Below are 26,476 nucleotides of genomic sequence, written 5' to 3' on the forward strand. Positions count from 1 at the left end.
ACAAATTTCGACAAAATTTTGTCTTTATATTTGCTATAGTAGAATTAATATTGATCGTAAAGGGAGATGGACATGATTCGTAAGTTGAATAGCGCAGATCATCATGTTGTGTTTTCTTTTTTGAAGCAGGAGCCTTCATTGAATCTTTTTATTATCGGTGATATTGAAGCGTTTGGATATGAGCAAGAGTTTCAAGAGCTGTGGGGCGACTTTGATGAGAATGGCGAGTTGCGAGCTGTATTGTTGCGATTTTATGATTCGTATATTCCATATGCTTCGGGGGAGTTTGATATAGAAGGATTTGCGAAAATTATGAGACATGCTGCTCAGTCTGTTCGACTCTCAGGCAAAACCGAGCTTGTCGCAAAATTTGAATCTCTCTTATCACTTGGAAAAAAGCGTGTCACGTATTTTTGTGAATGTAACGAAATCACATTTCCAGAAGCGGAAAACCGATATGAAATAAAACAAGCAACGATTGATGATGTCGATCGAATACTTGAATTGCGCAATCGTATTGCCGAATTTTCGGTGCCCCCTTCATCGCGTGATATGCTTGTCAAATCGTTAGAAACAAATACAGGGCGTGTGTACTATATCGAGGAAGATGGTCGCATGGTGTCGTCTGTTGCGACAACTGCAGAAAATACGCTATCTGCGATGGTTGTCGGCGTTTGCACAGATCCGAATGATCGTCACAAAGGGTATGCAAGCGAAATTATGAAACGAGTTATCGAAGATTACGTTCGCGCTGGAAAAACGTTATGTTTATTTTATGACAATCCGAATGCGGGACGCATTTATAAAAGACTCGGTTTTTATGATATCGGGATGTGGACGATGTATGGATAATTTCTAGCTATGACATGAAAAGCGTGAAGTTGCCGAGCTTCACGTTTTTCTTTTGTTGCATAGGTGAGCTATAATGGAGAGGTTAGATGAACGGAAGGGGAAGGATTGGTCGGTCATGCACATCATATTATTTGATGGCATTTGTCATTTTTGTAGTGCAACGGTTCGTTTTATTATTGAAAGAGACGAAAAAGCTTATTTTTATTTTGCTTCGTTGCAAAGTGAAGCAGGGCAAGCGTTGTTGAAAAAATATCATATTCCCCAACAACTCGATAGTTTTATATTAATCGATGAATGTACATACTATGTTAAATCTACTGCAGCGTTACGCGTATGCAAACATTTGCGAGGGTTTTGGAAGTACTTATATTGGCTTATTCTTATCCCTTCTCCTATTCGCGATCAAGTATATGATTGGATCGCGAAAAATAGGTATCGTTGGTTCGGAAAGAAGGATTGCTGCTTTGTTCCGACAGAGGATATAAAGAAGCGCTTTTTATAAGGAACTGTTGTCAGCAAAGGAGGAAAAATGATTCAAGGAGAAAATTTGTTGCTTGTAGCAAGTTTGGTTATGACATATTTATTTTTTTATTATGGTGTGTTCGTTTTAAAAGCGGAACGACGCATGATGGATGTTATTTTTAACAGTTTCATATATGGCTTAGTCATATGGAAATTGAGTTACGGTATTGTACATCCAAACATGGTGCTGGAAAATCCGTTAACGCTTCTTTATTTTAACGGTGGCGTTGTTGGACTTGTTTTAGCGGCTGTGTTTATTGTTTTTTATACATATTGGCATTTGAAAAAAGAGCATATTTCGTTCGACACTTATATACGTGTAGCTACCCCGATATATTTTGGATATTGGATTGTATTTCTTTTATGGAAGGGAAGTGGATTTCCAGAAGATCGCTTTATTTGGCTACAAGCTGTTGTCGCTGTTGTTTTCTTTATCGTTTCTTCACGTATGAAAACGACGAGAAAGTTATGGCAATTGTTTATTTCGTTCCATATTCTCGTCTTCATCTTCTCATCCATATCGGATATGACAAAAGAAACAACTTCACAGCAAGCGATTTCGAACATTGGAATTGATGTAGGAGAAATTGCCCCTGATTTCGAGTTAATGACATTAAAGGGTAAGAAAATGAAGCTGTCTCAATTTCGCGGGAAGAAAGTGATTTTAAACTTTTGGGCATCATGGTGTCCTCCATGCCGTGCGGAAATGCCAGAGATGCAACGATTTTATGAACAGTATGGACAACATGTCGCGATTGTAGCGGTCAATTTGACAAATAAAGAAAAAAATCATCAGGCTGTCGAGACGTTTATTAACGAAAAAGGAGTATCATTCGATATTATGCTTGATGAGCAAGGGACGGTTAGTAAAACATATGAAGTGATCACCATTCCGACTTCGTATATCATTGATGAACAAGGAGTCATTCGTAGCAAACATGTCGGTCCACTTTCATATGATATGATGAAACGAACCGTTTTGTCGGAATGAGGTCGCATGTTGAGCGAACAGCTATTTATATCTGTTCGCTCATTTGTTTTTGCGATTTTCTATTTGCCATTTGGGCATATAGTTCAGGAAAGCTGCAATGGGATACAATTGACTCAATTAATATTTGTTTTGTGTCTCTCTTTTGTAATTTCATATTCATTTGTAATCCGATCTGAAGTAGTTGTTCTTTTTTGAAAGACGATAAAAATGTCATTGCTTCCTCTTTGTTCATGTTTTTCATTTGTTTTATGACGTTTGCATAGTCCGTTACGTTTGTGCTTTGCTTTTTTCGTGTTTGATTTTGCAACTTTGCAGAAAGATCATCCAGCATTTCTTCGACTGTACAATGCTCATAATGTTTTAAAAGAACGAGTGCTTTTTCTAACATATGCGTTAATGTGTTTACGTTCATACAACAATTCCCCCACCAATTCGGTTTAAAAATTCGAGCGTCATTTTCTTCACACATTCACTTTGTTTCCCTTGATGGTTTTCAACAGCAAACACAGGATAACTGAGCATGGATGCGCGCGTGATGGCGTCACCATATGGTAAATAGCTGTTAAATATCATGTCAGACGAAAGCGTACGTTTTAATGTAGTGATCATATTTTCCTGTGTTTGTTTTGGTTGATTTCCGTATTCGCGAATGAAATTGAGGACGATTCCGATCAGTTTTGTGTGGCTATATTCTTTTGAACTCGACTGAAATCTTTCGTTTAACTCATCGACTTTATTTTTAATGGCTGAGATACCGTATGAAGAAAGACGATCAGGAATCGCGGGAATTAAATAGTAATCGCTTGCGTACAGGGCGTTTTGCGTAATGTAATTTAAATTTGGTGGACAATCGATAAAAATAAAATCATATTCATGTTTTATCGTGTTTAAAATATGGTGTAGCATTTGAAATTTATAAATGTCCGAACCAAATAAATGTTCTTTGAAATATGGCCTTGAGTAAACGGCAATATCCATGTCTGTATGGATAAGTTCAGCGTGTGCTGGAAGCAAATCAATATGTTCATACACTTTCTCATTTTTACTTCGCACGCACGCTTTTAAAATAAAGTCGTCCACATCTACTTGTGGATGCTCATTTTTCAAGTAATGTTCGATTAAATCTTTCAATGTGCCGATCGGAGGTGTTTTATGATAGGCTAATTGTTCAAACCATTCGGGTGTTAAACATGAAATAGAAAGGTTACATTGTGCGTCTGCATCTACTAACAACACTTTTGGTTGAGCATGTTCAAAACCAAACAGTTCTAATTCGTCGGATGATAAATGTTGTAGTCCTGTCGCTAAATGATGAGTGACGGTCGTTTTTCCCACCCCGCCTTTCCAGTTGATAATACTAACGACTTTCGCCTGTTGCTCCATGATGATCGCCTCCTGTTGCATATGGACGATTCATGTGTATGAGAAAAAGTGCAAAGTTATGACGAATTATTTGCGTAATATTAGGATGATGGACATATTGTTTTGTGTCATAATGTTGATAGCAGAAGATGAGAGATGTAGCGAGGAGGAACACTTATGGAAGTTTTTGAACAATATTTAGCAAAGATTGATCATGTCGACCATCGTAACCGAGTAGAGGAAATTTTACGGTGGGTTTGTGATACGTTCCCACAGTTACAACCGCAAATCAAATGGAATACACCTATGTTTACCGATCACGGGACATTTATCATCGGCTTTGCTACAGCCAAACACCATGTGAGTGTGTCACCTGAAGAAGCATGCATGGCTCATTTTGCTGATGAAATTGCCCAAGCTGGTTATAGCGCGACGAAAGGATTGTTTCGCATCCCATGGGATAAGCCAGTAAATTATGGATTGCTAAAGAAAATGATTGCTTTTAATATCGAAGAGAAAGCGGATTGTACAAGTTTTTGGCGAAAGTAGAAAACACTCGAACACATATACAGTACCTATTGGAGAGAGAGGAATGGAAATGGCCTATGTTTTGGATTTTAAAGGGAGTATTAGAATAAAGCGATATAAATGCACTTTGAAACTTTAACATCTTTATCCTTTATGGAGTAACCATTATTTTGAGTTTTATTGCTCGATGGAATAATCTAATGGGAGCAAGCATTTCTCTAAAAGGGGAATGCTTTTTGTTTTGAAATAAAAAAATAACCCAAAACAATAATTATTTATTGTAAAACGATAAATAATCGATTAAAATGAAATGGAAATTGTAGAAGTGAGGTGCTTGTTGTGAAACGAGAGACACTTTTTTTGAAAATCGCTCTTTTTATAATCGGGGCTCCTGTTGCTATGTTATGTGTATTTGTCTTGCCTAAGTTTCCTAACTTTTATGCGGAGTGGTTGCCGGAACTGGCGTATTTACGTTATCCGATCGTCTTCTTTTTTTATGTGACTGCTGTTCCGTTTTTCTTTGCGTTATATCAAGCGTTCAACATTCTCACTTATATTGACAAAAACGAAGTATTTTCTGGTTTATCGGTAAAAGCGCTAAAGCATATCAAACATTGCGCAGCGTCCATTAGTTTGTTGTATGTTGCAGGCATGCCGTTTTTTTATCTTACCGCCGATTTAGATGACGCCCCAGGGATTATCATCATTGGCTTAATGGTTGTGTTTGGAGCGTTGGTCGTCGCGGTGTTTGCGGCGGTGCTACAAAAGCTTTTACAAAAAGCGATCGAAATCAAATCGGAAAATGACTTAACAATTTGAGGTGGATCACATGGCGATTATTGTAAATCTCGATGTCATGTTGGCGAAACGGAAAATGAGTGTGACGGAATTATCGGAAAAAGTGGGAATTACGATGGCGAATTTATCGATTTTAAAAAACGGCAAAGCAAAAGCGATTCGTTTGTCGACATTAGATGCGATTTGTAAAGCGTTAGACTGTCAACCTGGCGATATTTTAGAATACCGAAGCGACGATGAGATGTAATAGGGGGCAGCAGCGATGAGAAAAGCATTGATTCAGCTTGTTCATTTTGGCTGGCAACAAGCGTTATCTTGTTTGTTTCCTGTTGTCATTTTTGCCTCGTTAGCCGTGACAAAAATGGTGTCGCTTCCTTTCTTGCCACGGTATGATTGGCTACTTATCATTTGTCTTTTCATGCAATGGTGGATGGTGCGCGTTGGATTAGAAACGAGAGATGAACTAAAGGTGATTACGATGTTTCACCTCATTGGGCTTGCGCTTGAACTGTTTAAAGTGCACATGGGGTCTTGGGCGTATCCAGAAGCAGGCTATACGAAATTTTTTGGTGTGCCTTTATATAGTGGGTTTATGTATGCGAGTGTCGCCAGCTATCTTTGCCAAGCGTGGCGGCGGTTGAAAGTGGAGCTCGTCAAATGGCCGCCATTTTCAATCGTTGTTCCACTAGCTGCGGCGATTTATTTAAATTTTTTTACCCACCATTATTGGATGGACGTCCGTTGGTGGTTAATCGCACTTGTTATGCTCGTTTTTTGGTCGTCATCCGTCATATACGAGGTGAATGGAACGCGTTACCGCATGCCGCTTGTCCTTTCATTTCTTCTCATCGGGTTTTTTATTTGGATTGCGGAAAATATTGCTACGTTTTTTGGTGCTTGGCAATACCCGAACCAAGTGGATACATGGAGTATTGTTCATCTCGGAAAAGTGAGCTCATGGTTTTTATTAGTCATTGTTAGCTTTCTCATCGTTGCGACGTTAAAGCAGATGAAAGGGAACATTCCGCAGACAACAATCATAGCGGTTAAGACGAAAAGAGAAATAGTTTAGCGAACAGTCGTTGTTACTGTTCGCTCATTTTTTTGTATGATATTCCTCAACCACCGAACGAACGATATGGAAAGAACTCCATTCGCCTAGGGATAGAAAAGTGATTGGATATTTCTTTGGAAAAAGGGCAGATTGTATTTGTTTTAATGTCGCTCCTTTTTCATACAAATCAACAATTTTTCCTTGAAGTTCTTGTAAATAATGAAGCTTTCGTTGTAGAGCAGTTCGTCCGTCTTTTATATAACCAGCGTGGGCACAAAACATTTCGTCGAAATCGTACGTTAATACTTTTTTTAATGAGTCAGTCAAGGTAGAAATGCTTTCTTCGCGCAAGATGACTTTTGTTTTTTCTAGACAGTATAAGTCTCCTGTGAAAAGTTGTCCTGTTTCACGATTGAGAAATGCAAGATGGTCAACCGCATGACCTGGTGTATGGATGACATCCCACATCGCATGGCGGGTGGAGAACGTATTTCCAATCGGCTTCGCTTGAAAAGGAGGGCGATTTCCCCAGAAAAACTTGCGGTATATTGGATAATCTGCTCGTTTATTACAATAATCAATCATGATCCCATTCATATAAATCGGCAGTTGTCGTTCGTTTTGTAAAAACGCAGCACATCCCGTATGATCTTCGTGAAAGTGAGTAATCACCACTTGATCAATGTCTAATGACTTAAAAAAATTTTTAAATTCATTTGCTAATGACGCTGCTCCTGTATCAATCAACACGCCGTCTGTAGCAAAGCAATGCACCGCTAATCGCACCTTCTGAAACGTTAGCGAACCTTTTGCGATATGTACACCAGCAACCGTTTTTTGTTCAAACGTTTTCTTTAATAACATGTTATCTCCCCCTCGTTTTTATTATAACAAAAAAGAATGAATATTCATTCATTTCAGGTTATTTTGTAAAAATAAAAAAGAAGCTGCCTTAAAGCAGCTCTATGAATCAAAAAGTTTTGACCTCGTTAAAAAACGTACCCCCTCCGATCCTTCAAGGGAAAACATACCACCGCGCCCGGGTACAACATCAATAATCAATTGGGTATGTTTCCAATATTCGTATTGCGCAGCGTGCATATAAAACGGGCATCCTCCGATTTCACCAAGCAATACGTCTGAGTCACCGATGATAAACTCTCCTTGTGGATAGCACATCGGTGAACTCCCGTCACAACACCCGCCTGATTGATGAAACATAAGCGGACCATATTTCGTTTTTAGTTTTTCGATGAGTTGTAGCGCAGCATCGGTTGCGATGACTTTCGGTTGCATGTGCACCATCCTTTCAAAAAGCCTTTTAAAAAGGCAGCGCTTTTGAGACGCTGCCTGAATGATTAGAAGAATCCAAGTTTTTTTGGTGAATAGCTAACAAGTAAGTTTTTCGTTTGTTGGTAATGTTCGAGCATCATTTTGTGCGTTTCACGTCCGATGCCTGACATTTTATATCCGCCGAAAGCTGCGTGCGCAGGATATGCGTGATAACAATTTGTCCACACACGTCCAGCTTGAATGCCTCGTCCGAAGCGATATGCAGTATTCACATCGCGCGTCCATACACCAGCACCTAGGCCATATAATGTGTCATTTGCGATCGCTAACGCTTCGTCCTTATCCTTAAATGTCGTCACAGACACAACAGGACCGAAAATTTCTTCTTGAAAAATGCGCATCCGATTATGCCCTTTGAAGACGGTTGGTTTGACATAATAACCACCTTGTAAATCTCCTTCTAACATATTGCGTTCGCCACCGATAAGAAGTTCAGCCCCTTCTTGTTTACCGATGTCAATGTATGACAAAATTTTCTCTAGTTGTTCGGATGAAGCTTGGGCACCAATCATTGTCGTTGTGTCGAGCGGATTGCCTTGTTTAATTTGTTTTACTCGCTCTAATGCTCGTTCCATAAATATATCGTAAATGGATTCTTCGATTAACGCGCGTGAAGGGCACGTACAAACTTCTCCTTGATTTAAAGCAAACATCGTGAATCCTTCAAGCGCTTTATCGAAAAATTCGTCATCTTTCGCAGCGACGTCTGCGAAGAAAATATTTGGTGACTTTCCGCCAAGTTCAAGTGTGACAGGAATTAAATTTTGAGATGCGTATTGCATAATGAGACGTCCAGTCGTTGTTTCGCCTGTAAAGGCAACCTTTGCGATGCGCGGGTTCGAAGCGAGCGGTTTGCCAGCTTCAAGGCCAAATCCGTTAACGACGTTGACAACGCCTTTTGGCAGCAAATCTTGAATCAGCTCGATCAGTACGAGAATGGATGTTGGGGTTTGTTCGGCTGGCTTTAATACAACACAGTTCCCCGCAGCCAAGGCAGGTGCGAGTTTCCAAGCTGCCATTAAAATCGGGAAATTCCACGGAATAATTTGTCCAACAACGCCGAGCGGCTCCTTGAAATGATAAGAAACGGTATCGTTGTCAAGTTCCGCTAATGTGCCTTCCTCTGCACGAATACAACCAGCAAAATAACGGAAATGATCAATGGCTAATGGGATGTCAGCTGCACGTGTTTCACGAATCGGTTTTCCGTTTTCCCATGTTTCTGCCACGGCAAGCATGTCTAAATTCTCTTCCATTCGGTCTGCAATTTTATTTAATAGGCGCGCTCGTTCAGCGACAGATGTGCGTCCCCATGCTTCTTTTGCCGCATGTGCAGCATCGAGCGCTAATTCAATATCGGCCGCTTTTGAGCGAGGTACTTCGCAATATACTTGTCCAGTAACAGGTGAAATATTTTCAAAGTATTCACCGTCAATGGGAGGCACCCATTCCCCACCAATGAAATTTTCGTATCTTTTTTTAAATGTAATGAGCGAGCCAGGTTGTCCAGGTTGAGCGTAAATCATATTCATTCCCCCTTGTATCCGTTTTCAAATGAAAAAATAGCCAAGTCTGATACAAATGATATGTGGAGTTGTGGAGGAATATGATACGTTCATGACAGTCAGTTTAAATTTCAGTGAAGGTTTTTGTAAGACGAAACACAAAATTGAAAGAGATGTAATGTGGAGTAGTGTGAGATAGGGAGATTATTGGCGAAGGTATGTTTTGTGAACAATCAAGGTTAAATGATAGAGTGTGTCCCAAAAGTACACACTTTTTGGAACACACTCACTTTTAAAGGAATGCGTCAATTTCCTGCAACACTTCTCCGATTTTACGACCATGTATAAGCAAATCTGCCCAGTCATCTAATGGCGTCGGTTCCATGTTCACAATCACTAATTTGGCTCCGCTTCGTTTGGCGATGACAGGAAGCTCGTTAGCTGGCGATACCTGTAAAGAAGAACCGAGCACAATCCATAAGTCTGCTCGTTCGGCTGCTGTCCATGCTTGTTCAAACGCATCATACGGCAACGATTCGCCAAATAAAACGACGGAAGGACGCAAAAAGCCACCGCATGTGCACGTAAACTGTTCGTCTACATACCGTTTTGCGTCGTATATTTGCCTGCAACGCGAGCAACGAACCGTTCGCAACGTCCCGTGTAATTCAATGACATTTGTACTGCCTGCTTGTTGGTGAAAGCCGTCGACATTTTGCGTAATAATTTGATGAATAAGCCCTTGATTTTGCCAATCGGCCAAAATCATATGCCCGACATGTGGCTTACATTCCAGCAACGCTCGAATACGATATTGATAAAATGCGATAAACTCGTTTCGATTATGTTGCATAGCATACGTACTTGCCAATTGTTGTGGATTTTTCGTGCGCCAAAGTCCTGATTTTGCCGAACGAAAATCGGGAAGCCCGCTCTCTGTAGACATTCCTGCTCCAGTAAATACGACTGTATACGAAGACCCTTTCAACCATCTTTCTAGCAACCTGTCTCCCTCCTTTTTGTCTATCAATAACCATTTCTTTATTCGCTCTTTTCTTCCTTTATTTTCACATATGTTTACAAGAAAAATAAGGACTTTTGATTCATGTCCATGAAAATAAGAGAAGTATAATAAGAAGTAAAGGCACAGCTAAGGAAACTTAGCGTCGCAAAGCTATAGGGGCTAAGGGAAAAACCTATGCCAGCCAGCTGCCATTACCAAAAAACATACATATGAAATGGAGGGAAAAGGTAATGTTTAAAAAAGGATTACCGATTTTACTAGCATCGATGCTTGTTGCGTCACCTACTTTTGCGGCAAAGCATGATCAAGCGAAACATGCCCAAAAAAGTTATCTAGTAGTGAAAAAGGAAGAAGCGAAGAAAAAACAACTATTAGCCCAAAAGAAAAAACAAGAGTTAACTAAGAAGAAAAAAGAAGAAGCGAAGAAAAAACAAGAGCTAGCTAAGAAGAAAAAAGAGCAAAAAATGTTGAAAAATAAACTAGCAGAATTAAATAAAAAGTTGAGCAAGATCGAACTCCGTTTAAATGAGATATCAACAGCGCTTGAAACGCTTAGCACGCTAAAAGAACAACAAGTAGAACCAACAACACAAAGTGAACAAACAACACCAACAACAGAGGAAGCGACACAACCATTCAATGAACAAGATGGTACAGTTGTAACAACGCCTGAACAATCAACTGAACAACCAGCTGTCACACAAGCGGACGAACAAGATGAAGCGGAAAAACAAGAAGAGCTAGATAAATGGATTGGAAAACTTATTTCTACTTCTAACCAGTTAAAAGCAATGAAAAATGAAATTCGTGCGTTAGAAAAGAAAGGATTCACGAATGTTTGGGATGTACAGACGTTGAAAGAAAAAGTAAAAATGTTAGATGAAAAAGTACAACAAAATAAAAAGAAGTTGCTTGAGCTACTATGATTAAAAGGTGAGGATGTGACTGTTCGTCACATCCCTTTTTGTTGGAGTAAATCGAGAAGTAAGTGTACAAGTTTATTGTTTTTCATTGTTGGTGCATAAAGATAAGAGAATGTTCGATAAAAAGGAGGATGATTGAGACGAACAATGGATAAGTGACCATGTTTACATTCACGCTCAATCACATGACGTGAAAGAAAAGATAAGCTGTTTCCACGCATTAATGCTTCTTTAATTCCTTGATTGCTGCTAATGATCATGAGCGATTTTACTTTTAGCCCGTTTGAGCGAATGAAATGATTAAAATATTCACGTGTACCAGACCCTAATTCACGTGTAATCCACACTTGATCTTGTAGATCGTTTATTGTTACGTCTTGTCGATGAACGAGTGGATGATCGTTTGAAGCAACGATAACTAGCTCATCTTGCATAAACGGGTATACGGCAAGCTCTTTCTCATTTGTTTGTCCTTCAATTAAACCAATATCTGTTTGATACGTGCGAACAAGCTCTACAATTTCTTTCGTATTCCCAATCATTACTTCAAGTTGCAATTCTGGATAATCATTTTGTAAGGAAAATAAAAAAGAAGGTAACACGTACTCCCCAATCGTAAAACTAGCCCCAATTTTTAATGTTCCTTTCACACAGTCGTGATGTTCTAAAATATCTTGTTTTGTCTGTTCATATAAAGCTATGATTTTTTTTGCTCGATCGTAAAGCAGTTCTCCCGTTGGCGTCATTTGTAGTTCTTTTGGTGAACGAATAAATAGTTTCGTTTGAAATTCTTTTTCTAAATTTTTAATATGCAAGCTCACACTCGGTTGAGATAAATGAAGAATTTCTGCTGTTTTTGTGAAATGTTTCACCTCTGCCAACGTGATAAATGTTTTTAATTGTTCGTACATCACTTTCGCTCCTTAATTATTAAAAAAATAAATAGTTCTGATAATTTATATTTATTTTACTAATTTTATTTTTTGCGGTAAAGTCAAATAAAACATACTTGATTGATAGGAATAGTAAAAAATGAGAGGTGAAACATGTTGCCATTTCAAGTGACAAACAGTCCATTTAATGAAAAACAAGTTGAACTCCTTAATCAGCTTTGGCCGACATTAACGTCAGCACAAAAGCTTTGGTTGAGCGGCTACTTAGCTGCTACTGAGATGATCGGTGTAACGGCACAGCAAGAAGCCCCAGTATCAAAAGAAGTAACCGTTCTTTACGGGTCGCAAACAGGAAACGCGCAAAAACTAGCGGAAAAAGTAGGAGAAACGCTTAAAAATCGTGGGTTCCATGTCACCGTTTCCTCGATGCTTGATTTTAAGCCAAACGAATTAAAAAAAATTGACACATTACTCATTGTCGTTAGCACATATGGAGAAGGAGAGCCCCCAGATAATGCTTTATCGTTTTACGAATTTCTTCATAGCAAGCGCGCACCAAAACTTGATCATCTTCGTTTTTCTGTATTGGCGCTTGGCGATACGTCGTATGAACATTTTTGTAAGACGGGAAAAGATTTTGATAAACGATTAGAAGAATTAGGTGGAACGCGTTTATATGAACGTGTCGACTGTGACGTTGATTATGAAGAGTCAGCAACAAAATGGCTTGATGGCGTGTTGAACGAATTAAATAAGCAAGGATCCTTTTCCGTCGTCGCAACGCCATCTGCACAAGTACAGCCAACGGCGCTTTATTCACGAAAGCATCCGTTTCAAGCAGAAGTGTTAGAAAATATTAACTTAAACGGACGCGGTTCAAATAAAGAAACACGTCATATTGAATTATCGCTCGAAGGTTCAGGATTGGTATTTGAACCAGGCGATGCGCTTGGTATTTTTCCGAAAAACGATCCAGAACTTGTCGATCTCATTATTCAAGAAATGAAATGGAATCCAGACACACCGGTTTCTGTTGAAGGAAAAGAAGAACCGTTACGCGAAGTGCTGCTTTCCCGATTAGAAATTACGGTGTTAACCGAGCAATTATTGCAATCGCTTGCTTCATTTTCACGTAGTCCCGATTTTCACGCACTTCTTTCTGCTGAACAAGAAGCGAAGCGAAAAGAATATATAAAAGGACGCGATGTATTGGATGTTCTCCGTGAGTTCGGCCCGTGGGAGATGACACCGGAGCAGTTTGTGTCTTCTCTACGGAAGCTGCAACCCCGTTTTTATTCAATCGCAAGCAGTTTAGCGGCATATCCAGAAGAAGTGCATATTACCGTTGGTGCCGTTCGTTACGAAGCGCACGGACGTTTGCGGAAAGGAGTTTGTTCAACGTTTTGTGCGGAGCGCCTGCACATTGGCGATAAACTTCCGGTGTTTATCCATCACAATCCGAACTTTAAACTGCCGAAAGATGCGAATACACCAATTATTATGATTGGACCAGGTACAGGGGTTGCGCCGTTCCGCAGCTTTTTGCAAGAGCGTGAGGCGATTGGTGCAAAAGGAAAGTCATGGCTGTTTTTTGGTGACCAACATTTCGTGACCGACTTCCTTTATCAAACAGAATGGCAAGCTTGGTTGAAAAATGGTGTGTTGACAAAAATGGATGTTGCGTTTTCACGCGATACGGATAAAAAAGTGTACGTGCAACATCGCATGATCGAGCAAAGTAAACAATTATTCCGATGGTTACAAGACGGAGCGGTTGTTTATGTTTGCGGTGACAAACAACGTATGGCGCGCGACGTTCATGAAACGCTTATTCATATTATTGCTCAAGAAGGGAATATGACGCGAGAACAAGCAGAAGCGTATATCGCTGATATGCAACAACAAAAACGATACCAACGCGACGTATATTAGGGGGGATGATTGTGGAAAAGTTTGTATTAACTGCACCAGATGGACCGCCAAGCGATGTCGAGCGCATTAAACAAGAAAGCAATTATTTGCGCGGAACGTTGAAAGAAACGATGGAAGATCGTATTACTGCCGGTATTCCAGAAGATGATAACCGGTTAATGAAATTTCATGGCAGCTATTTACAAGATGATCGTGATTTAAGAGCAGAACGGCAAAAACAGAAGTTAGAACCTGCATATCAATTTATGATTCGCGTTCGTACGCCAGGCGGAGTAGCAACACCAGAACAGTGGCTTGCGATGGATGAACTAGCAAGAAAATACGCCAACGGGACATTAAAGCTTACAACACGGCAAGCGTTTCAGTTTCATGGCGTATTGAAATGGAATATGAAAAAAACGCTACAAGCGATTAACGATGCTCTGCTTACAACGTTGGCAGCTTGTGGTGACGTGAACCGAAACGTCATGTGTAACCCGAATCCGTACCAGTCAGAAATACATGCGGAAGTGTATGAATGGGCAAAAATGTTAAGTGACCATTTATTGCCACAAACAAGAGCATATTACGAAATTTGGTTGGATGAAGAAAAAGTGGCCGGTACACCAGAAATAGAGCAAGAGCCGATTTACGGAGCGCTGTACTTGCCGCGGAAATTTAAAATTGGTATCGCTGTTCCACCGTCAAACGATGTCGACGTGTTTTCGCAAGACCTTGGTTTTATCGCTATTGTTGAACAAGGAAAGCTCGTTGGTTTTAACGTGGCGATCGGCGGTGGAATGGGAATGACGCATGGCGACCGTACGACATATCCACAGCTAGCAAAGGTGATCGGTTTTTGTAAACCTGAACAAGTCATTGATGTGGCGGAAAAAGTTGTCACGATTCAGCGCGATTACGGCAATCGCTCCGTACGAAAACACGCCCGTTTTAAATATACGATTGATCGGTTAGGTCTTGAAGCTGTCAAAGCAGAATTAGAGCGCCGGCTCGGCTTTGAGCTAGAAGAAGCGCGCCCGTATCATTTTGAACATAATGGCGATCGCTACGGCTGGGTTGAAGGGGTAAACGGAACATGGCATTTTACCCTATTTGTCGAAGGTGGTCGAGTGAAAGATACGGATGATTATTTGTTAATGACAGGCTTGCGAGAAATTGCGAAAGTTCATACGGGCGATTTTCGCTTGACTGCGAACCAAAACTTAGTCATCGCCAATGTGCCAAGTGAGAAAAAAGAAGAAATTGATACGCTTATTAAGCAATACAAATTAACAGATGGGAAACATTATAGTGCTCTTCGCCGTAACTCGCTCGCCTGTGTGGCGTTGCCAACATGCGGACTAGCGATGGCAGAAGCGGAGAGATACTTGCCGACACTCATTGATAAAATTGAGGAAATTGTCGAAGAAAACGGGCTTCACGACGAAGAAATCACGATTCGCATGACCGGCTGTCCGAACGGTTGTGCCCGTCATGTGCTTGGAGAAATTGCATTTATCGGCAAATCCGTCGGTAAATATAATATGTATCTCGGTGCAGCGTTTGACGGCAGTCGTCTTGGAAAATTGTATCGGGAAAATATCGGAGAAAAAGAAATTTTATCTGAACTTCGTATGCTTCTTTCTCGTTATGCAAAAGAACGCTTTGATGGTGAACGTTTTGGCGACTTTGTCATTCGCGTCGGTATCGTAAAAGAAGTAACAGATGGAACGAACTTTCATGATTAAAAAATTATTAAAAAATCGGCTTCCAAAGCAGGAAGTCGATTTTTTTACAATATATTAAAGTTTATACAATATTGTATTAACAAAAGAGGATTAAAATCAAAATCAGAAAAGTGAATAAAAAAGGTGGAGAAAAGGAGAAACCGTAACAACAGCGTGGATATGTCATTCTGCCGTTGTGTTCGGTTTCTTTTTGTTTACAAGGAGGAAGTTTGTATGTTTTTACAAGATCAATTTATTGCGGCAATTAAGCAACCGAAGCATATGGAGCTATTTTTACAAACGAAGTGGAGAACAGCGCTACTACAAACCGGTACAATTAGTGTCATTAAAAGGTACGTTGAGTTGTTAAAAGCTCATGATCGTTATGTATTTGTGCACATCGAAAAAATACCGGGTATTAGTTATGACAAAGAAGGACTACAATTTTTAGCAAAATTTGTTCAACCACACGGAATTGTTTCGACAAAAAGCACGTTAATTCAGTTAGCGAAAAAGGAGAAGCTATGGACGATTCAACGTTTATTTTTAGTAGATACAGATGCGGTTGAAAATGGACTACAAACCATTCAACAAGTGATGCCAGATGCGCTTGAAGTTATGCCTGGCATTGTACCTGACATGGTTGAGCATTTAGTGAAGCAAATAAATATTCCAGTTATTACAGGGGGATTAATTCAAAACCGAGATCAAATGATTGAAGCATTGCAAAAAGGGGCACAAGCTGTATCGACGGGAAATCCAGCATTATGGAAAATAGCTGAGAAAGAGGGATTACGATGATTGAATTGAGAAATGTAAGTAAATCTTACGATGGAAAAACATTTGTTCTTCATGATATAAGTGTACAAATTCAAGAGGGGGAATTTTTTGTTCTTGTTGGTCCGTCAGGGTGTGGGAAAAGCACATTGTTACGTATGATTGCAGGTTTAGAGCATATTACAAATGGACAATTAAAAATAGCAGGTAAAGAAATGAACAATACGCCACCGAGCGAACGATATATATCTATGGTGTTTCAAAACTATGCGTTATATCCACATTTAACTGTTGAAAATAACATAATGCTAGGGCTGCATACTGCGAAATTGTCAAAGGAAGAGAAGAGAAGACGTTGTAAAGATGTAGCTGAAATGTTAGGTTTAACTGACTATCTTCAAAAGAAACCTCGTTATCTGTCAGGTGGACAAAGACAGCGAGTAGCGCTTGCGCGAGCTATTGTTTCTCAAAAACCGATTTGCCTAATGGATGAACCATTATCAAATTTAGATGCAAAATTGCGAACACATATGCGTTCATATATTCGTCAATTGCAACGTCAACTCGGTATGACGGTGATCTACGTGACACATGATCAGATTGAAGCAATGACTATGGCTGATCGGATGATGATTTTATATGACGGGCGGATCCAACAAATTGGAAAACCACTGCATGTATACAACAGTCCGAGCAATACATTTGTTGCTTCATTTATTGGCTCTCCCCCAATGAATATGGCAAAAGTACATAAGTTAAACGATTTATTTTTATTACAACAAGAATGGATTGTGAAGATTGCTCATCACGTGCGAATGGACAATAGACATGGAACGATTGGTGTTCGACCAGAACACATTAGACTTGCACATGCACATGAACCACATGTATTATTACCAGTCACACATGTTGAACGGTTAGGCACAGAAACACTTGTTACATTAAAGCTAACAGAACACGATGAATGGGTCGCTCGCTGGCATGGTCAGCATCCGATTGAAGTAGGTCAACAAGTACGTATTTCAATTGATGACGAGCACGTTCTATTCTTTGATGAAGAAGGGAAAAGAATAGAGAGAGAGGGGGATAAACATGCCACGTACAATGAAACGAACTATTGAAGGGGTTTTATATACTTTTCCTTCTCTCCTTTTATTCTCAGTTTTTGTTTTTTACCCAATGGTTCGCACAGGTTATTTGAGTTTACACATGACTGATTTCCAAGGAAACCCAACGACGTATGTCGGATTAGAACATTTTCATCACTTACTAGAAGATCGAAATTTCAAAGAAAGTATGAAAGCAACGTTTTTGTTTGTGTTATACACTGTTCCTCCAACAGTAATCATTTCTTTTTTCTTAGCTCTTCTAGCAAATGAAAAACTAAGGGGGATACAGTTGTTCCGTACATGTTTTTCTTCAACGTTAGGAATGAGTGTGGCAGCATCTTCTGTCATTTGGATGTTCATGTACAATCCTGCGGTAGGAATCATAAACAAACTGATTGTCTCGTTTGGCGGGGAAGAGCGCCAGTGGCTACTCCATCCTGATACAGCTTTAATTGCGGTTGCCATTGCAACAGTTTGGATGAATATTGGATTTGCTTTTTTAATTTTATTAGGTGGACTTCAAAGTATTGACGTCACATTATATGAAAATGCAAATGTTTTAGGAATCAGCCACATGTATCAACTATGGCGCATTACTATTCCGTTATTATCGCCGACTTTATTTTTCGTTGTGACTGTTTCGCTTATTCATTCTTTTCAAACGTTTGGACAAATCGATATTTTAACAAAAGGTGGCCCTATGAATGCAACCACTGTACTCGTTTACTCCATTTATCGGGAAGCGTTTATCAATTATAATTTCGGATTTGCAAGTGCTCAAGCAGTAGTATTATTTTTGATCGTGTTAATTGTGACGTTTTTACAATTTGCACTTGTTGAAAGGAAGGTGCATTATCAATGACCCTTCTAAAAAAAATCATTTTGTATGCTATGTTAGCTGTTTGTGCCATCATTTTGATGTTTCCAATGATGTATGCATTTCTCATTAGTTTTCTAACTGGTGCTGAACTTTTACAAGGAAAATGGTGGCCAAACGATTGGTCTTTTCGAAACTATATCGTTGCATTTGAAAAAGTTCCGTTGGCGAAATATTTGTGGAACAGTTTTCTAGTTTCATTCATTGTAATGATTGGACAGCTAATCGTCTCTAGTTTGGCAGCATATGCCTTTGTCTTTCTACGTTTTCCGGGGAGAAATATACTATTTTTTTTAACAATTACAACGATGCTTGTTCCGTGGGAGGCAACAGTTATTCCAAACTATTTAACTGTTCAGACTTTAGGATGGACCAATAATTATTTTGGTTTAACAATTCCGTTTTTCGCTTTAGCTTTCGGTATATTTTTGTTGCGTCAGCATTTCAAAACTATTCCATTTGAGCTGTACGAAGCGGCACAAATGTCAGGAATAAAGCATTTCCGCTTTTTCTGGTATGTTGTTTTGCCTCTGGCAAAAACAAGTTTAACTACATTAGGAATTTATAGTTTTCTAACAACATGGAATATGTACTTGTGGCCACTTCTTGTAACGAACGATGAACGTGTGCGAACTGTTCAAATTGGATTAAAACAAATGCAAACGCAAGAAATGGCGACAGAATGGGGGGTGGTGATGGCTGCGGTTGTGATTGTTATTTTACCGACGTTACTTTTATTGTTTGTTGGACAGAAGCAATTACAAAAAGGTTTGATGCAAGGAGCAATTAAGTAATGAGGGGGAAGTATTGTGAAGAAATGGATATATGCATTTATGTTAGCGACAACTTTAACAGGATGTAGCGATAGCAATGAAGAAACAGCATCACAAGTGCAAAAGGAGCAATCATCACCAAAGACAGAAGTGATTTTTTGGCATGCGATGAGTGGAGATTTAGAAAAAGCGTTAAATGAAATTGTGAATGATTTCAATGCATCACAAACAGAAATTGAGGTGAAACCAGTATTTCAAGGTACGTATGAAGAAGCGTTGACAAAATTTAATGCTGTCGCTGGAACAAAAGATTCACCGACCATTATGCAAACATTCGAAATAGGGACAAAATATATGATTGAAAGTGGGAAAATTGAACCTGTCCAAACGTTAATTGATCAAGAAGGATATGACGTATCGCAATGGGAGAAAAACATCGTGAATTACTATACGGTGAATGGAAAAATTTACTCAATGCCATTCAATTCATCGACCCCTGTACTTATTTATAATAAAGATGCTTTTAAGGAAGCGGGTTTAGATCCTGAAAAACCACCAATGACATATAGTGAACTAAAATCAGCGGCTCGATTATTAACAAAAGATGGTAGATATGGTTTTTCAATCTTAAATTATGGTTGGTTTTTTGAACAAATGTTAGCTGTACAAGGTGGTCTTTATGTGAATGAAGAAAATGGGAGAAAGGGAGAAGCAACAGCAGTAAAGTTTAATGAAGAAGAAGGATTGCGTGTATTTCAACTTATTTATGATATGTATAAAGAAGGAACATTCTATAATGTTGGTCAAAACTGGGATGATATGCGTGCAGCTTTCCAATCTGGAAAAATGGCCATGTATTTAGATTCTTCTGCAGGGGTAAGGACGATTGTTGATCATGCGCCGTTCGAAGTGGGAGTGTCTTATTTGCCAGTTCCAGATGGTGTCGAAAGACAAGGTGTTATTATTGGAGGAGCGTCATTATGGTTAATGAAAGATGTAGATGATGCGAAGAAAAAAGCGGCATGGGAATTTATGAAATACGTGACGACTCCAGAAGTACAAGCGAAATGGCACGTTTATACGGGGTATTTTGCAGTGAATCCAGCAGCTTATGATCTACCGCTTGTGAAAGAACAGTGGGAAAAATACCCACAGCTTAAAGTAACAGTAAACCAATTGAAAGAAACGAAGGCTACACCAGCGACTCAAGGAGCATTAATCTCTGTTTTTCCACAAGCGCGTCAGCGTATTGTTAGTGCTATGGAAAGTTTATATCAAGGTGTTGAACCAAAACAAGCGCTTGAACAAGCAGCTAATGAGGTCAATCGAGAATTAGAAATGGCAAAAAAACGATAAATAGGAAGGGTGTCCACTAGGGCATCCTTTCATTATGAAAGGAGTAGAACAATCATGTATATTTATGCTCATCGAGGATTTAGTGGGGAGTATCCAGAAAATACAATGATTTCTTTCCAGCGAGCATATGAGCTAGGGGTAGACGGCATAGAATTAGATATCCAAATGACTAAAGATGGGGAATTAGTTGTTATTCACGATGAGTGTATAGAACGAACAACAGATGGGATAGGGTATGTAAAAGATTTTTCATTTCGTCAGCTTCGTCAACTAGATGCTGGGAGCTGGTTTCATCCGCGTTTTGCGGGAGAACGAATTCCAGCGTTAGCAGAAGTTTTGGATTGGCTATCTGACCAAGAAAGAGCAATCATTTTGAATATCGAGTTAAAAAATGGTATAATTAACTATGATCGTATGGAAGAGAAATTGCTCACTTTATTACATTCGTATCGATCATGGAGACATCACATAGTTTGTTCATCCTTTTCTATTGGAAGTTTATACAGAATTCATCAGCTTGATCCACATGTTAACAAAGCGATGTTAGTGGAAGGTTCTCAATGCGATGTGTTGGATTTTGCTTATGCGATTAATGTAAAAGAAATTCATGGGGACTGGAATTTCTTAATGTCCCAGAAGGGGGAAGAAGCTAGTAAAAAGGTGGAGATTTGTGTATATACAGTAAATGATAAGTTTTTACTTAATGAATTGATTAACCGAGATGTAAAGGCGGTTATGACTGATTTTCCTAATCATATGATTAAGGGATGAATAAAAAAATGTATTGGCTATATTTATTTGTTGCAATTATTTTTGAAGTCATCGGAACAACTGCGATGAAATGGTCGGATGGACTTACGAACATATGGGCGACAATTATTATGTTTGTTTGCTACGGATTGAGTTTTACATCTCTTGCTATGACTTTAAAAGGAATCGATGTCTCTATCGCTTATGCTATTTGGTCAGGACTAGGTATTGTATGTATTACCTTCATAGGTTTATTTTTGTTTCATGAAATGATAAGTGTCAAAAAGATCGTGGGAATTGCATTCGTTATTGTAGGTGTTGTTTTATTAAAAACAAATTAAATAAGGGAAGGAGTCATTTACATGATCGTTACAACAACAAATAGCATTGAAGGAAAACAAATTGAGCAATATCTCGGCTTAGTGTCTGGTGAGATCATTTTAGGAGCTAACGTTGTCCGCGATTTTTTAGCGAGCATTACCGACATTATTGGCGGTCGAAGTGGGACATATGAAAGTAAGTTAGCTGAGGGACGGGAGATGGCCGTGCAAGAAATGGTAAAAAAGGCGCGCAATATGGGAGCAAATGCAGTGATCGGCGTCGATCTTGATTTTGAAACGTTGCGCGACGGAATGATGATGTGCATTGCGACAGGTACAGCGGTGAAGTTGAAGGAATAGTAGGGATGTAAGAAGAAGCTCGAGCAGCTTCTTCTTTTTACTTTACACGAAAGATATTCAAACTTTTGTCGAAAAACTGACATGTAATGTTCAATGGTTAACGAAATTTAGCTTGCATATATTTTTTACAATAATGATTGTGATTTACGTAACAGAAGTAGAGATTGTTTTTTTTAAAAATGAAATGAGGAGGGTGAATGAAATGAGATGGGTCCCTTCACGATTTAATGCGATCTCACACACCGATTCAGGTGAAGTAATTATTTACAATAGTTATACAGGTGCTGTTATATCGGTTGATGAAAGAGAAAAGATGGAAGTATTGCGTGTACTGCGAACAGGGATAGAAAATGAGCAATCTGATGTTTGTCAAACGCTCATACAGTGTGGATTTCTAGTTCCAGAACAAACAGATGAAAAACGACGAGCGCAATTTTTACACGCTTCTATGCATCGGACAGATGTGATGCACTTAATTATTTTACCAACGGAAGCATGTAATTTTCGCTGTACATATTGTTATCAAGATTTCTCTCGTGGACAGATGAAGCGCGAAATAGTAGAAGGGCTCAAACGCTTTTTAAAACAAAAAATGGCGCGATTGCAACATTTAACAGTTAGTTGGTTTGGCGGGGAACCGTTATTGGCGTTTAATATTATTCAAGAACTAAGTGAGTGGATCATTTCTTTAGCTGAACGATATGGTGTGACGTATGAAGCGGACATCTCGACAAATGGCTATTACTTGTCAAAAGAAACAATGCAGCAACTGTTACGTTATCACGTGCGTCGCTTTATGATTACAATTGATGGAATGAAAAGCGTCCACGACTCTCGTCGCTTTCTAGCAAATGGGCAAGGTACATATGATACAATCATACAAAATTTACGTGATATTCGCACGTTGCATGAATCATTTGATATTTATCTCCGCCTAAATTTTGATGAGGCAAACTTAGATGATATTCCTTCTTTTTTAACCGACTTATCACGTGAGTTTTCGGGAGATCAGCGGTTTCAGCTGTTTTGTCGACCGGTTGGAAAATGGGGTGGGAAGAATGATGATCATTTACCAATCTGCGACGATCGTACAGCTGAAAGAAAAATATGGGAGCTGACCGAACGAGGGATAAAACAAGGACTTTCGATGAGCAAGATCATTGAGGCGACGCTTATGCCTGGGGGAGCGGTTTGTTATGCGGCAAAGCCTCATTCGTTTGTAGTTGGAACAGATGGACAATTGTATAAATGTACATGTTTTTTAAATGAGTCATATAATCATGTTGGTCAACTTCGTGAAGATGGAACAACACACATTGACTATGATCGCTTTGCGTTATGGGTGACATCCGGTGAAGAACAAGACGAGGTATGCCAATCTTGTTTCTTTCGACCAGCGTGTCAAGGAAATCATTGCCCACAGTATCGTATAAGAAAAGGAAAGCGACCATGCCCATATGAAAAAAGAAAAATAAAGCAAGTGTTGCAACTTATTTATCGTCAAGAAAAGGAGGTGATCGAATGAAAATCGTACGACCAGCCATTTCCCCAATGATCGCTTCTACGACAGGGCGATTGTCTAAATCTGTGCCTGGTAACTTGAAGTAGGAATCAAGGTTTCCTTGGTTCCTTTTTGTATATTGACTGACGTATAAAAATGGGATATGATGTAATTAGAAATTTATCTAAACGTCTATTTTTTTTGGACTATATTTAGAAATTTGTCTAAATATCTAAAAGAAAGTGGGTGAAAAAATGTCATTTAACGAGGCGTTTAAAGCGATTGCTGATCCGAATCGTAGGAAAATTTTATCACTATTAAAAAAAGGAGATTTAACAGCAGGGGAAATTGCTGAACATTTCGATATGCAAAAGCCGAGTGTTTCCCATCACTTAAAAATATTAAAACAAGCCGATTTAGTGGAAGATCGACGGGTTGGTCAGCATATTTATTACTCATTGAACACAACTGTTTTCCAAGATTTAATGAGCTGGTTTTATGACATATTACAAAAAGAAGGTGATGAATCATGAAAAAGCACTTATTTATTATTATTCTCATTGCATGCAGCTATGTATTGAGCTTATTAGCGATCCCTTTTTTGCCAAGTGAAGTAGCGATTCATTGGAATGCTGCAGGGGAAGCTGACGGCTTTACAAACAAATGGTGGGGGGCGCTTTTATTTCCACTTTTCTTAACCGGTATTACTTTTTTGCTTATTTATTTGCCAAAGATAGATCCACGAAAAGAAAATTACGAAAAATTTAAAAACGTATATCTCATTTTTTTACATGTGCTTGTCATCTTTTTCGTTATTCTACATGTGATGACGCTCGCATATAATGTTGGGTTTTCTGTGCAAGTTGATATTGTTGTGCCTATCGGGGTGGGTGTTTTATTTATTGTCCTTGGCAATTATATGCCAAAAATCAAACCAAACTATTTTATCGGCATTCGCACTCCTTGGACGTTAGATAATGAAACGGTTTGGCAAAAAACGCATCGTGTCGGAGGAAAAGTGTTTGTTATGATGGGTGTGTTGGTCATGCTGACGATATTTGTAGAAAGTGTGTGGCGCTTTGTTCTTCTCTTAATTATTGTGTTCGGTGGTACGATTTATTTGTTTGTTCAGTCGTATATCTTTTCTCGTCAATGAAGGGAGAGATCAGTTTGGTTGGGGCGTCTGTTCAATTGTTTCTTTCTTTGATTGTTCCTTTAGCACTCGTCATATATGGAAGAAAAAAGAGATGGCTTTCTTGGAAAGCGTTTGGTGTCGGTTTGCTTATTTTTGTTTTATTTTCACAAGTGCTAGAGAAAGTTGTGCATATGCTTGTCGTTGATCCGAGTGGTACGTCGTTAAAAGGAATAAATAACGTTTGGGCATTTGTTGCTTACGGTGCTTTAGCAGCTGGAGTATTTGAAGAGATGGGAAGATATGTCGGATTTCGTTTTATGTTAAAAAACAACCGAACGTATGGAGATGGGTTATCGTTTGGTTTAGGGCATGGAGGAATAGAAGCTGTGCTCATTGGAGGGGTTAGTGCCATAAATATGATGATCCTTTCACATCTCGTGCAAACAGGTCAGTTTGAGCAAATTGCTTCCTCTCTTCCTGCTACACAAGTGGAGATGCTCAAAACCATGTTAAATCAGCCTGATTGGATGTATGTATTAGGGGGGATCGAGCGAACGTTTGCGATTGCAATCCATATTGCGCTTTCTCTTCTTGTTTTATATGGGGTTCGGAAAGGACAATTTCGTTATGTGGTGTATGCGATTTTGATTCATACGTTAATTGATGTAGTCCCTGCGTTATATCAAGTGAAAATCATTTCGAATGTTTGGGTGATCGAAACAATCTTTGCTTTTTTCGCAATCGCTTCACTTGTCTTCATTCGACGTATAGCAGAAAAATTTTAAAAACATATTGCATCGAAACGCGTTTCATACCTTATGCTCGTGTCAAAGGCATAAGGGAGGGGAATTTTATGGGTATATTGTATATTTTTATTTTATGTGCTGTTGAGTTAATCGGAGCACAGTTCGCCATAGAAGCAGATTCAAAGCGAAAGTAAAAAGGGAGGATGGACAAATGAAACAAATAAACATTGGTAACTCTGGGCTAATAGCCTCAGAAATTGTGTTAGGGTGCATGCGAATTTCGGGAATGTCTGTTTCTCAGCTATCGCGGTATATAGACGAAGCGATTGAGGCAGGAATTACGATGTTTGACCATGCAGATATTTACGGAAAAGGACGTTGTGAAGAGTTGTTTGGTGAAGTGCTTGCTTCTCGACCGTATTTGCGCAAACGCATCCACATTCAAAGCAAATGTTCGATTCGTGATGGCTATTATGACTTGTCAAAAGAGCATATTTTAACATCTGTCGACGGCATATTGAAGCGACTTCAAACCGATTATTTAGACATGTTGCTTTTACACCGACCGGATACGCTGATGGAACTAGAAGAAGTAGCAGAGGCGTTTGAACGTTTACATGAAAGTGGAAAAGTTCGGCATTTCGGGGTGAGTAACTTCAATAGTATGCAAATTGAGCTATTGCAAGCATACGTTAAACAGCCGATTATCGCGAACCAAATGCAATTCAGTATTATGCATGCGAATTTAGTGACAAGCGGCATTCAAGCGAATACGCTATTTGACGGAGCAATGAACCGCGACGGACATATTTTAGAATATTGTCGCCTAAAAAATATCACCATCCAAGCATGGTCTCCGTTCCAATACGGCTTTTTTGAAGGAGTGTTCATTGACAACGAGCAATTTCCGGAAGTCAATGAAGTACTCGGACGGCTAGCGGAGGAAAAAGGAGTAAGCAAGTCAGCGATTGCTGTCGCTTGGATTTTGCGTCATCCAGCGAACATGCAAGTGATCGTTGACACAACAAACTCTGCTCGTTTAAAAGACATTTGCCAAGCAAGCCATGTGCAACTCTCCCGACAAGAATGGTACGAAATCTACCGTGCGGCAGGTCATCGGTTGCCGTAATTGACGAAAACACTTTTTTGGCGATTGCTGAAAAAGTGTTTTTTCATTGCTCAAGCTCTGTCGTATTTTCATGATTAATCACGCAGGAAACCCCTGCTTTCAAGCATGGGGAGGAATGCGTTTTTTTTTTTTATTTTTCACTAAAAAATATAAAATAAAATTAGTGAAAGGTGGTGAGGACATGAAATTGACTTTAACAG

The 26,476-nt window shown here is 39.2% G+C and carries 30 protein-coding genes and 1 riboswitch; of the genes, 23 read left to right on the top strand and 7 right to left on the bottom strand.

What is annotated here, in order from left to right; genetic code table 11:
- Positions 1–72: 72 nt before the first annotated feature.
- From LD028_RS06915 to LD028_RS06925, 3 genes are all read left to right on the top strand, one after another.
- Positions 73–852 (top strand): GNAT family N-acetyltransferase, encoded by a 780-nt coding sequence (locus LD028_RS06915; RefSeq protein WP_237811369.1) that lies wholly within the window; start codon positions 73–75, stop codon positions 850–852.
- 73 nt (positions 853–925) lie between these two features.
- Positions 926–1,354: a thiol-disulfide oxidoreductase DCC family protein gene (locus LD028_RS06920; protein WP_129000187.1), complete on the top strand. Its 429-nt coding sequence runs from the start codon at positions 926–928 to the stop codon at positions 1,352–1,354.
- A 27-nt stretch (positions 1,355–1,381) separates the two neighbouring features.
- Positions 1,382–2,365, top strand: coding sequence for a TlpA family protein disulfide reductase (locus LD028_RS06925; RefSeq protein ID WP_006321803.1), 984 nt, complete (start codon positions 1,382–1,384; stop codon positions 2,363–2,365).
- A 25-nt stretch (positions 2,366–2,390) separates the two neighbouring features.
- On the opposite strand, the gene LD028_RS06930 is transcribed toward LD028_RS06925, so the two are convergent.
- Positions 2,391–2,777, bottom strand: a complete 387-nt coding sequence (locus LD028_RS06930) for a hypothetical protein (RefSeq protein WP_237811370.1) — start codon at positions 2,775–2,777, stop codon at positions 2,391–2,393.
- Entirely contained in the window at positions 2,774–3,748 is a 975-nt protein-coding gene (locus LD028_RS06935) for a ParA family protein (RefSeq protein WP_237811371.1), read from the bottom strand. The genes LD028_RS06930 and LD028_RS06935 overlap by 4 nt, the downstream gene beginning before the upstream one ends.
- A gap of 156 nt (positions 3,749–3,904) precedes the next feature.
- Here LD028_RS06935 and LD028_RS06940 point away from each other — a divergent pair, with 156 nt between their 5' ends.
- The 4 genes from LD028_RS06940 to LD028_RS06955 all read left to right on the top strand — a co-directional run bounded on the left by LD028_RS06940 (position 3,905) and on the right by LD028_RS06955 (position 6,125).
- The gene (locus LD028_RS06940) at positions 3,905–4,276 is read left to right on the top strand and encodes an iron chaperone (RefSeq protein ID WP_237811372.1); all 372 of its coding nucleotides are present in this window, start codon (positions 3,905–3,907) and stop codon (positions 4,274–4,276) included.
- A gap of 378 nt (positions 4,277–4,654) precedes the next feature.
- Positions 4,655–5,074: a DUF2975 domain-containing protein gene (locus LD028_RS06945; RefSeq protein ID WP_255706924.1), complete on the top strand. Its 420-nt coding sequence runs from the start codon at positions 4,655–4,657 to the stop codon at positions 5,072–5,074.
- Positions 5,075–5,084: 10 nt separating this feature from the next.
- Positions 5,085–5,300, top strand: a complete 216-nt coding sequence (locus tag LD028_RS06950) for a helix-turn-helix domain-containing protein (protein ID WP_077428228.1) — start codon at positions 5,085–5,087, stop codon at positions 5,298–5,300.
- Between the two features lie 15 nt (positions 5,301–5,315).
- Positions 5,316–6,125 carry a DUF817 domain-containing protein gene (locus tag LD028_RS06955; RefSeq protein ID WP_237811374.1) on the top strand — a complete coding sequence of 270 codons (810 nt, stop codon included), beginning with the start codon at positions 5,316–5,318 and terminating at the stop codon, positions 6,123–6,125.
- 24 nt (positions 6,126–6,149) lie between these two features.
- Here LD028_RS06955 and LD028_RS06960 read toward each other — a convergent pair whose 3' ends face one another.
- From LD028_RS06960 to LD028_RS06975, 4 genes are all read right to left on the bottom strand, one after another.
- Positions 6,150–6,971, bottom strand: coding sequence for an MBL fold metallo-hydrolase (locus LD028_RS06960; protein ID WP_237811375.1), 822 nt, complete (start codon positions 6,969–6,971; stop codon positions 6,150–6,152).
- Between the two features lie 99 nt (positions 6,972–7,070).
- The gene (locus tag LD028_RS06965) at positions 7,071–7,403 is read right to left on the bottom strand and encodes a DUF779 domain-containing protein (RefSeq protein ID WP_237811376.1); all 333 of its coding nucleotides are present in this window, start codon (positions 7,401–7,403) and stop codon (positions 7,071–7,073) included.
- A 62-nt stretch (positions 7,404–7,465) separates the two neighbouring features.
- Entirely contained in the window at positions 7,466–8,986 is a 1,521-nt protein-coding gene (gene adh, locus LD028_RS06970) for an aldehyde dehydrogenase (RefSeq protein WP_077428238.1), read from the bottom strand.
- 271 nt (positions 8,987–9,257) lie between these two features.
- Positions 9,258–9,968 (bottom strand): NAD-dependent deacylase, encoded by a 711-nt coding sequence (locus LD028_RS06975; RefSeq protein ID WP_237811377.1) that lies wholly within the window; start codon positions 9,966–9,968, stop codon positions 9,258–9,260.
- A gap of 130 nt (positions 9,969–10,098) precedes the next feature.
- Positions 10,099–10,182, top strand: a riboswitch (cyclic di-GMP riboswitch).
- A gap of 37 nt (positions 10,183–10,219) precedes the next feature.
- Here LD028_RS06975 and LD028_RS06980 point away from each other — a divergent pair.
- On the top strand, positions 10,220–10,915 hold the full coding sequence (locus LD028_RS06980; RefSeq protein WP_237811378.1) for a hypothetical protein: 696 nt from the start codon (positions 10,220–10,222) through the stop codon (positions 10,913–10,915).
- A gap of 26 nt (positions 10,916–10,941) precedes the next feature.
- Here LD028_RS06980 and LD028_RS06985 read toward each other — a convergent pair whose 3' ends face one another.
- Positions 10,942–11,826 (bottom strand): LysR family transcriptional regulator, encoded by an 885-nt coding sequence (locus LD028_RS06985; protein WP_237811379.1) that lies wholly within the window; start codon positions 11,824–11,826, stop codon positions 10,942–10,944.
- A gap of 132 nt (positions 11,827–11,958) precedes the next feature.
- Between LD028_RS06985 and LD028_RS06990 the strand changes: the two genes are divergently transcribed.
- From LD028_RS06990 to LD028_RS07060, 15 genes are all read left to right on the top strand, one after another.
- Positions 11,959–13,737 (top strand): assimilatory sulfite reductase (NADPH) flavoprotein subunit, encoded by a 1,779-nt coding sequence (locus LD028_RS06990; protein ID WP_237811380.1) that lies wholly within the window; start codon positions 11,959–11,961, stop codon positions 13,735–13,737.
- An 8-nt stretch (positions 13,738–13,745) separates the two neighbouring features.
- Positions 13,746–15,464: an assimilatory sulfite reductase (NADPH) hemoprotein subunit gene (gene cysI / locus LD028_RS06995; protein ID WP_237811393.1), complete on the top strand. Its 1,719-nt coding sequence runs from the start codon at positions 13,746–13,748 to the stop codon at positions 15,462–15,464.
- A 213-nt stretch (positions 15,465–15,677) separates the two neighbouring features.
- The gene (locus LD028_RS07000; protein WP_237811381.1) at positions 15,678–16,244 is read left to right on the top strand and encodes a glycerol-3-phosphate responsive antiterminator; all 567 of its coding nucleotides are present in this window, start codon (positions 15,678–15,680) and stop codon (positions 16,242–16,244) included.
- Entirely contained in the window at positions 16,235–17,341 is a 1,107-nt protein-coding gene (locus LD028_RS07005) for an ABC transporter ATP-binding protein (protein ID WP_237811394.1), read from the top strand. Before LD028_RS07000 ends, LD028_RS07005 begins: the two co-directional genes overlap by 10 nt.
- Complete coding sequence (locus tag LD028_RS07010; protein ID WP_237811382.1) at positions 17,313–18,191, top strand: carbohydrate ABC transporter permease; 879 nt, start codon at positions 17,313–17,315, stop codon at positions 18,189–18,191. The genes LD028_RS07005 and LD028_RS07010 overlap by 29 nt, the downstream gene beginning before the upstream one ends.
- Complete coding sequence (locus LD028_RS07015; RefSeq protein ID WP_237811383.1) at positions 18,188–19,000, top strand: carbohydrate ABC transporter permease; 813 nt, start codon at positions 18,188–18,190, stop codon at positions 18,998–19,000. The genes LD028_RS07010 and LD028_RS07015 overlap by 4 nt, the downstream gene beginning before the upstream one ends.
- A 39-nt stretch (positions 19,001–19,039) precedes the next feature.
- Complete coding sequence (locus tag LD028_RS07020) at positions 19,040–20,335, top strand: ABC transporter substrate-binding protein (RefSeq protein ID WP_255707195.1); 1,296 nt, start codon at positions 19,040–19,042, stop codon at positions 20,333–20,335.
- 54 nt (positions 20,336–20,389) lie between these two features.
- Positions 20,390–21,106: a glycerophosphodiester phosphodiesterase family protein gene (locus LD028_RS07025; protein WP_237811385.1), complete on the top strand. Its 717-nt coding sequence runs from the start codon at positions 20,390–20,392 to the stop codon at positions 21,104–21,106.
- Positions 21,107–21,114: 8 nt separating this feature from the next.
- The gene (locus tag LD028_RS07030; RefSeq protein WP_237811386.1) at positions 21,115–21,426 is read left to right on the top strand and encodes a DMT family transporter; all 312 of its coding nucleotides are present in this window, start codon (positions 21,115–21,117) and stop codon (positions 21,424–21,426) included.
- A 21-nt stretch (positions 21,427–21,447) separates the two neighbouring features.
- On the top strand, positions 21,448–21,765 hold the full coding sequence (locus tag LD028_RS07035; protein WP_237811387.1) for a YbjQ family protein: 318 nt from the start codon (positions 21,448–21,450) through the stop codon (positions 21,763–21,765).
- Positions 21,766–21,967: 202 nt separating this feature from the next.
- A complete protein-coding gene (locus tag LD028_RS07040) occupies positions 21,968–23,290 on the top strand; it encodes a radical SAM/SPASM domain-containing protein (protein ID WP_237811388.1) in 1,323 nt (440 codons plus the stop codon).
- Positions 23,291–23,520: 230 nt separating this feature from the next.
- Positions 23,521–23,799, top strand: a complete 279-nt coding sequence (locus LD028_RS07045; RefSeq protein WP_003397448.1) for an autorepressor SdpR family transcription factor — start codon at positions 23,521–23,523, stop codon at positions 23,797–23,799.
- The gene (locus tag LD028_RS07050) at positions 23,796–24,422 is read left to right on the top strand and encodes an SdpI family protein (RefSeq protein WP_237811389.1); all 627 of its coding nucleotides are present in this window, start codon (positions 23,796–23,798) and stop codon (positions 24,420–24,422) included. The genes LD028_RS07045 and LD028_RS07050 overlap by 4 nt, the downstream gene beginning before the upstream one ends.
- On the top strand, positions 24,419–25,186 hold the full coding sequence (locus tag LD028_RS07055; RefSeq protein ID WP_237811390.1) for a YhfC family intramembrane metalloprotease: 768 nt from the start codon (positions 24,419–24,421) through the stop codon (positions 25,184–25,186). Before LD028_RS07050 ends, LD028_RS07055 begins: the two co-directional genes overlap by 4 nt.
- A gap of 172 nt (positions 25,187–25,358) precedes the next feature.
- The gene (locus tag LD028_RS07060; protein WP_237811391.1) at positions 25,359–26,276 is read left to right on the top strand and encodes an aldo/keto reductase; all 918 of its coding nucleotides are present in this window, start codon (positions 25,359–25,361) and stop codon (positions 26,274–26,276) included.
- Positions 26,277–26,476 lie beyond the last annotated feature (200 nt).

It is taken from the genome of Anoxybacillus sp. LAT27 (genome assembly GCF_022030075.1).
Classification (GTDB): Bacteria; Bacillota; Bacilli; order Bacillales; family Anoxybacillaceae; genus Anoxybacillus; species Anoxybacillus kestanbolensis.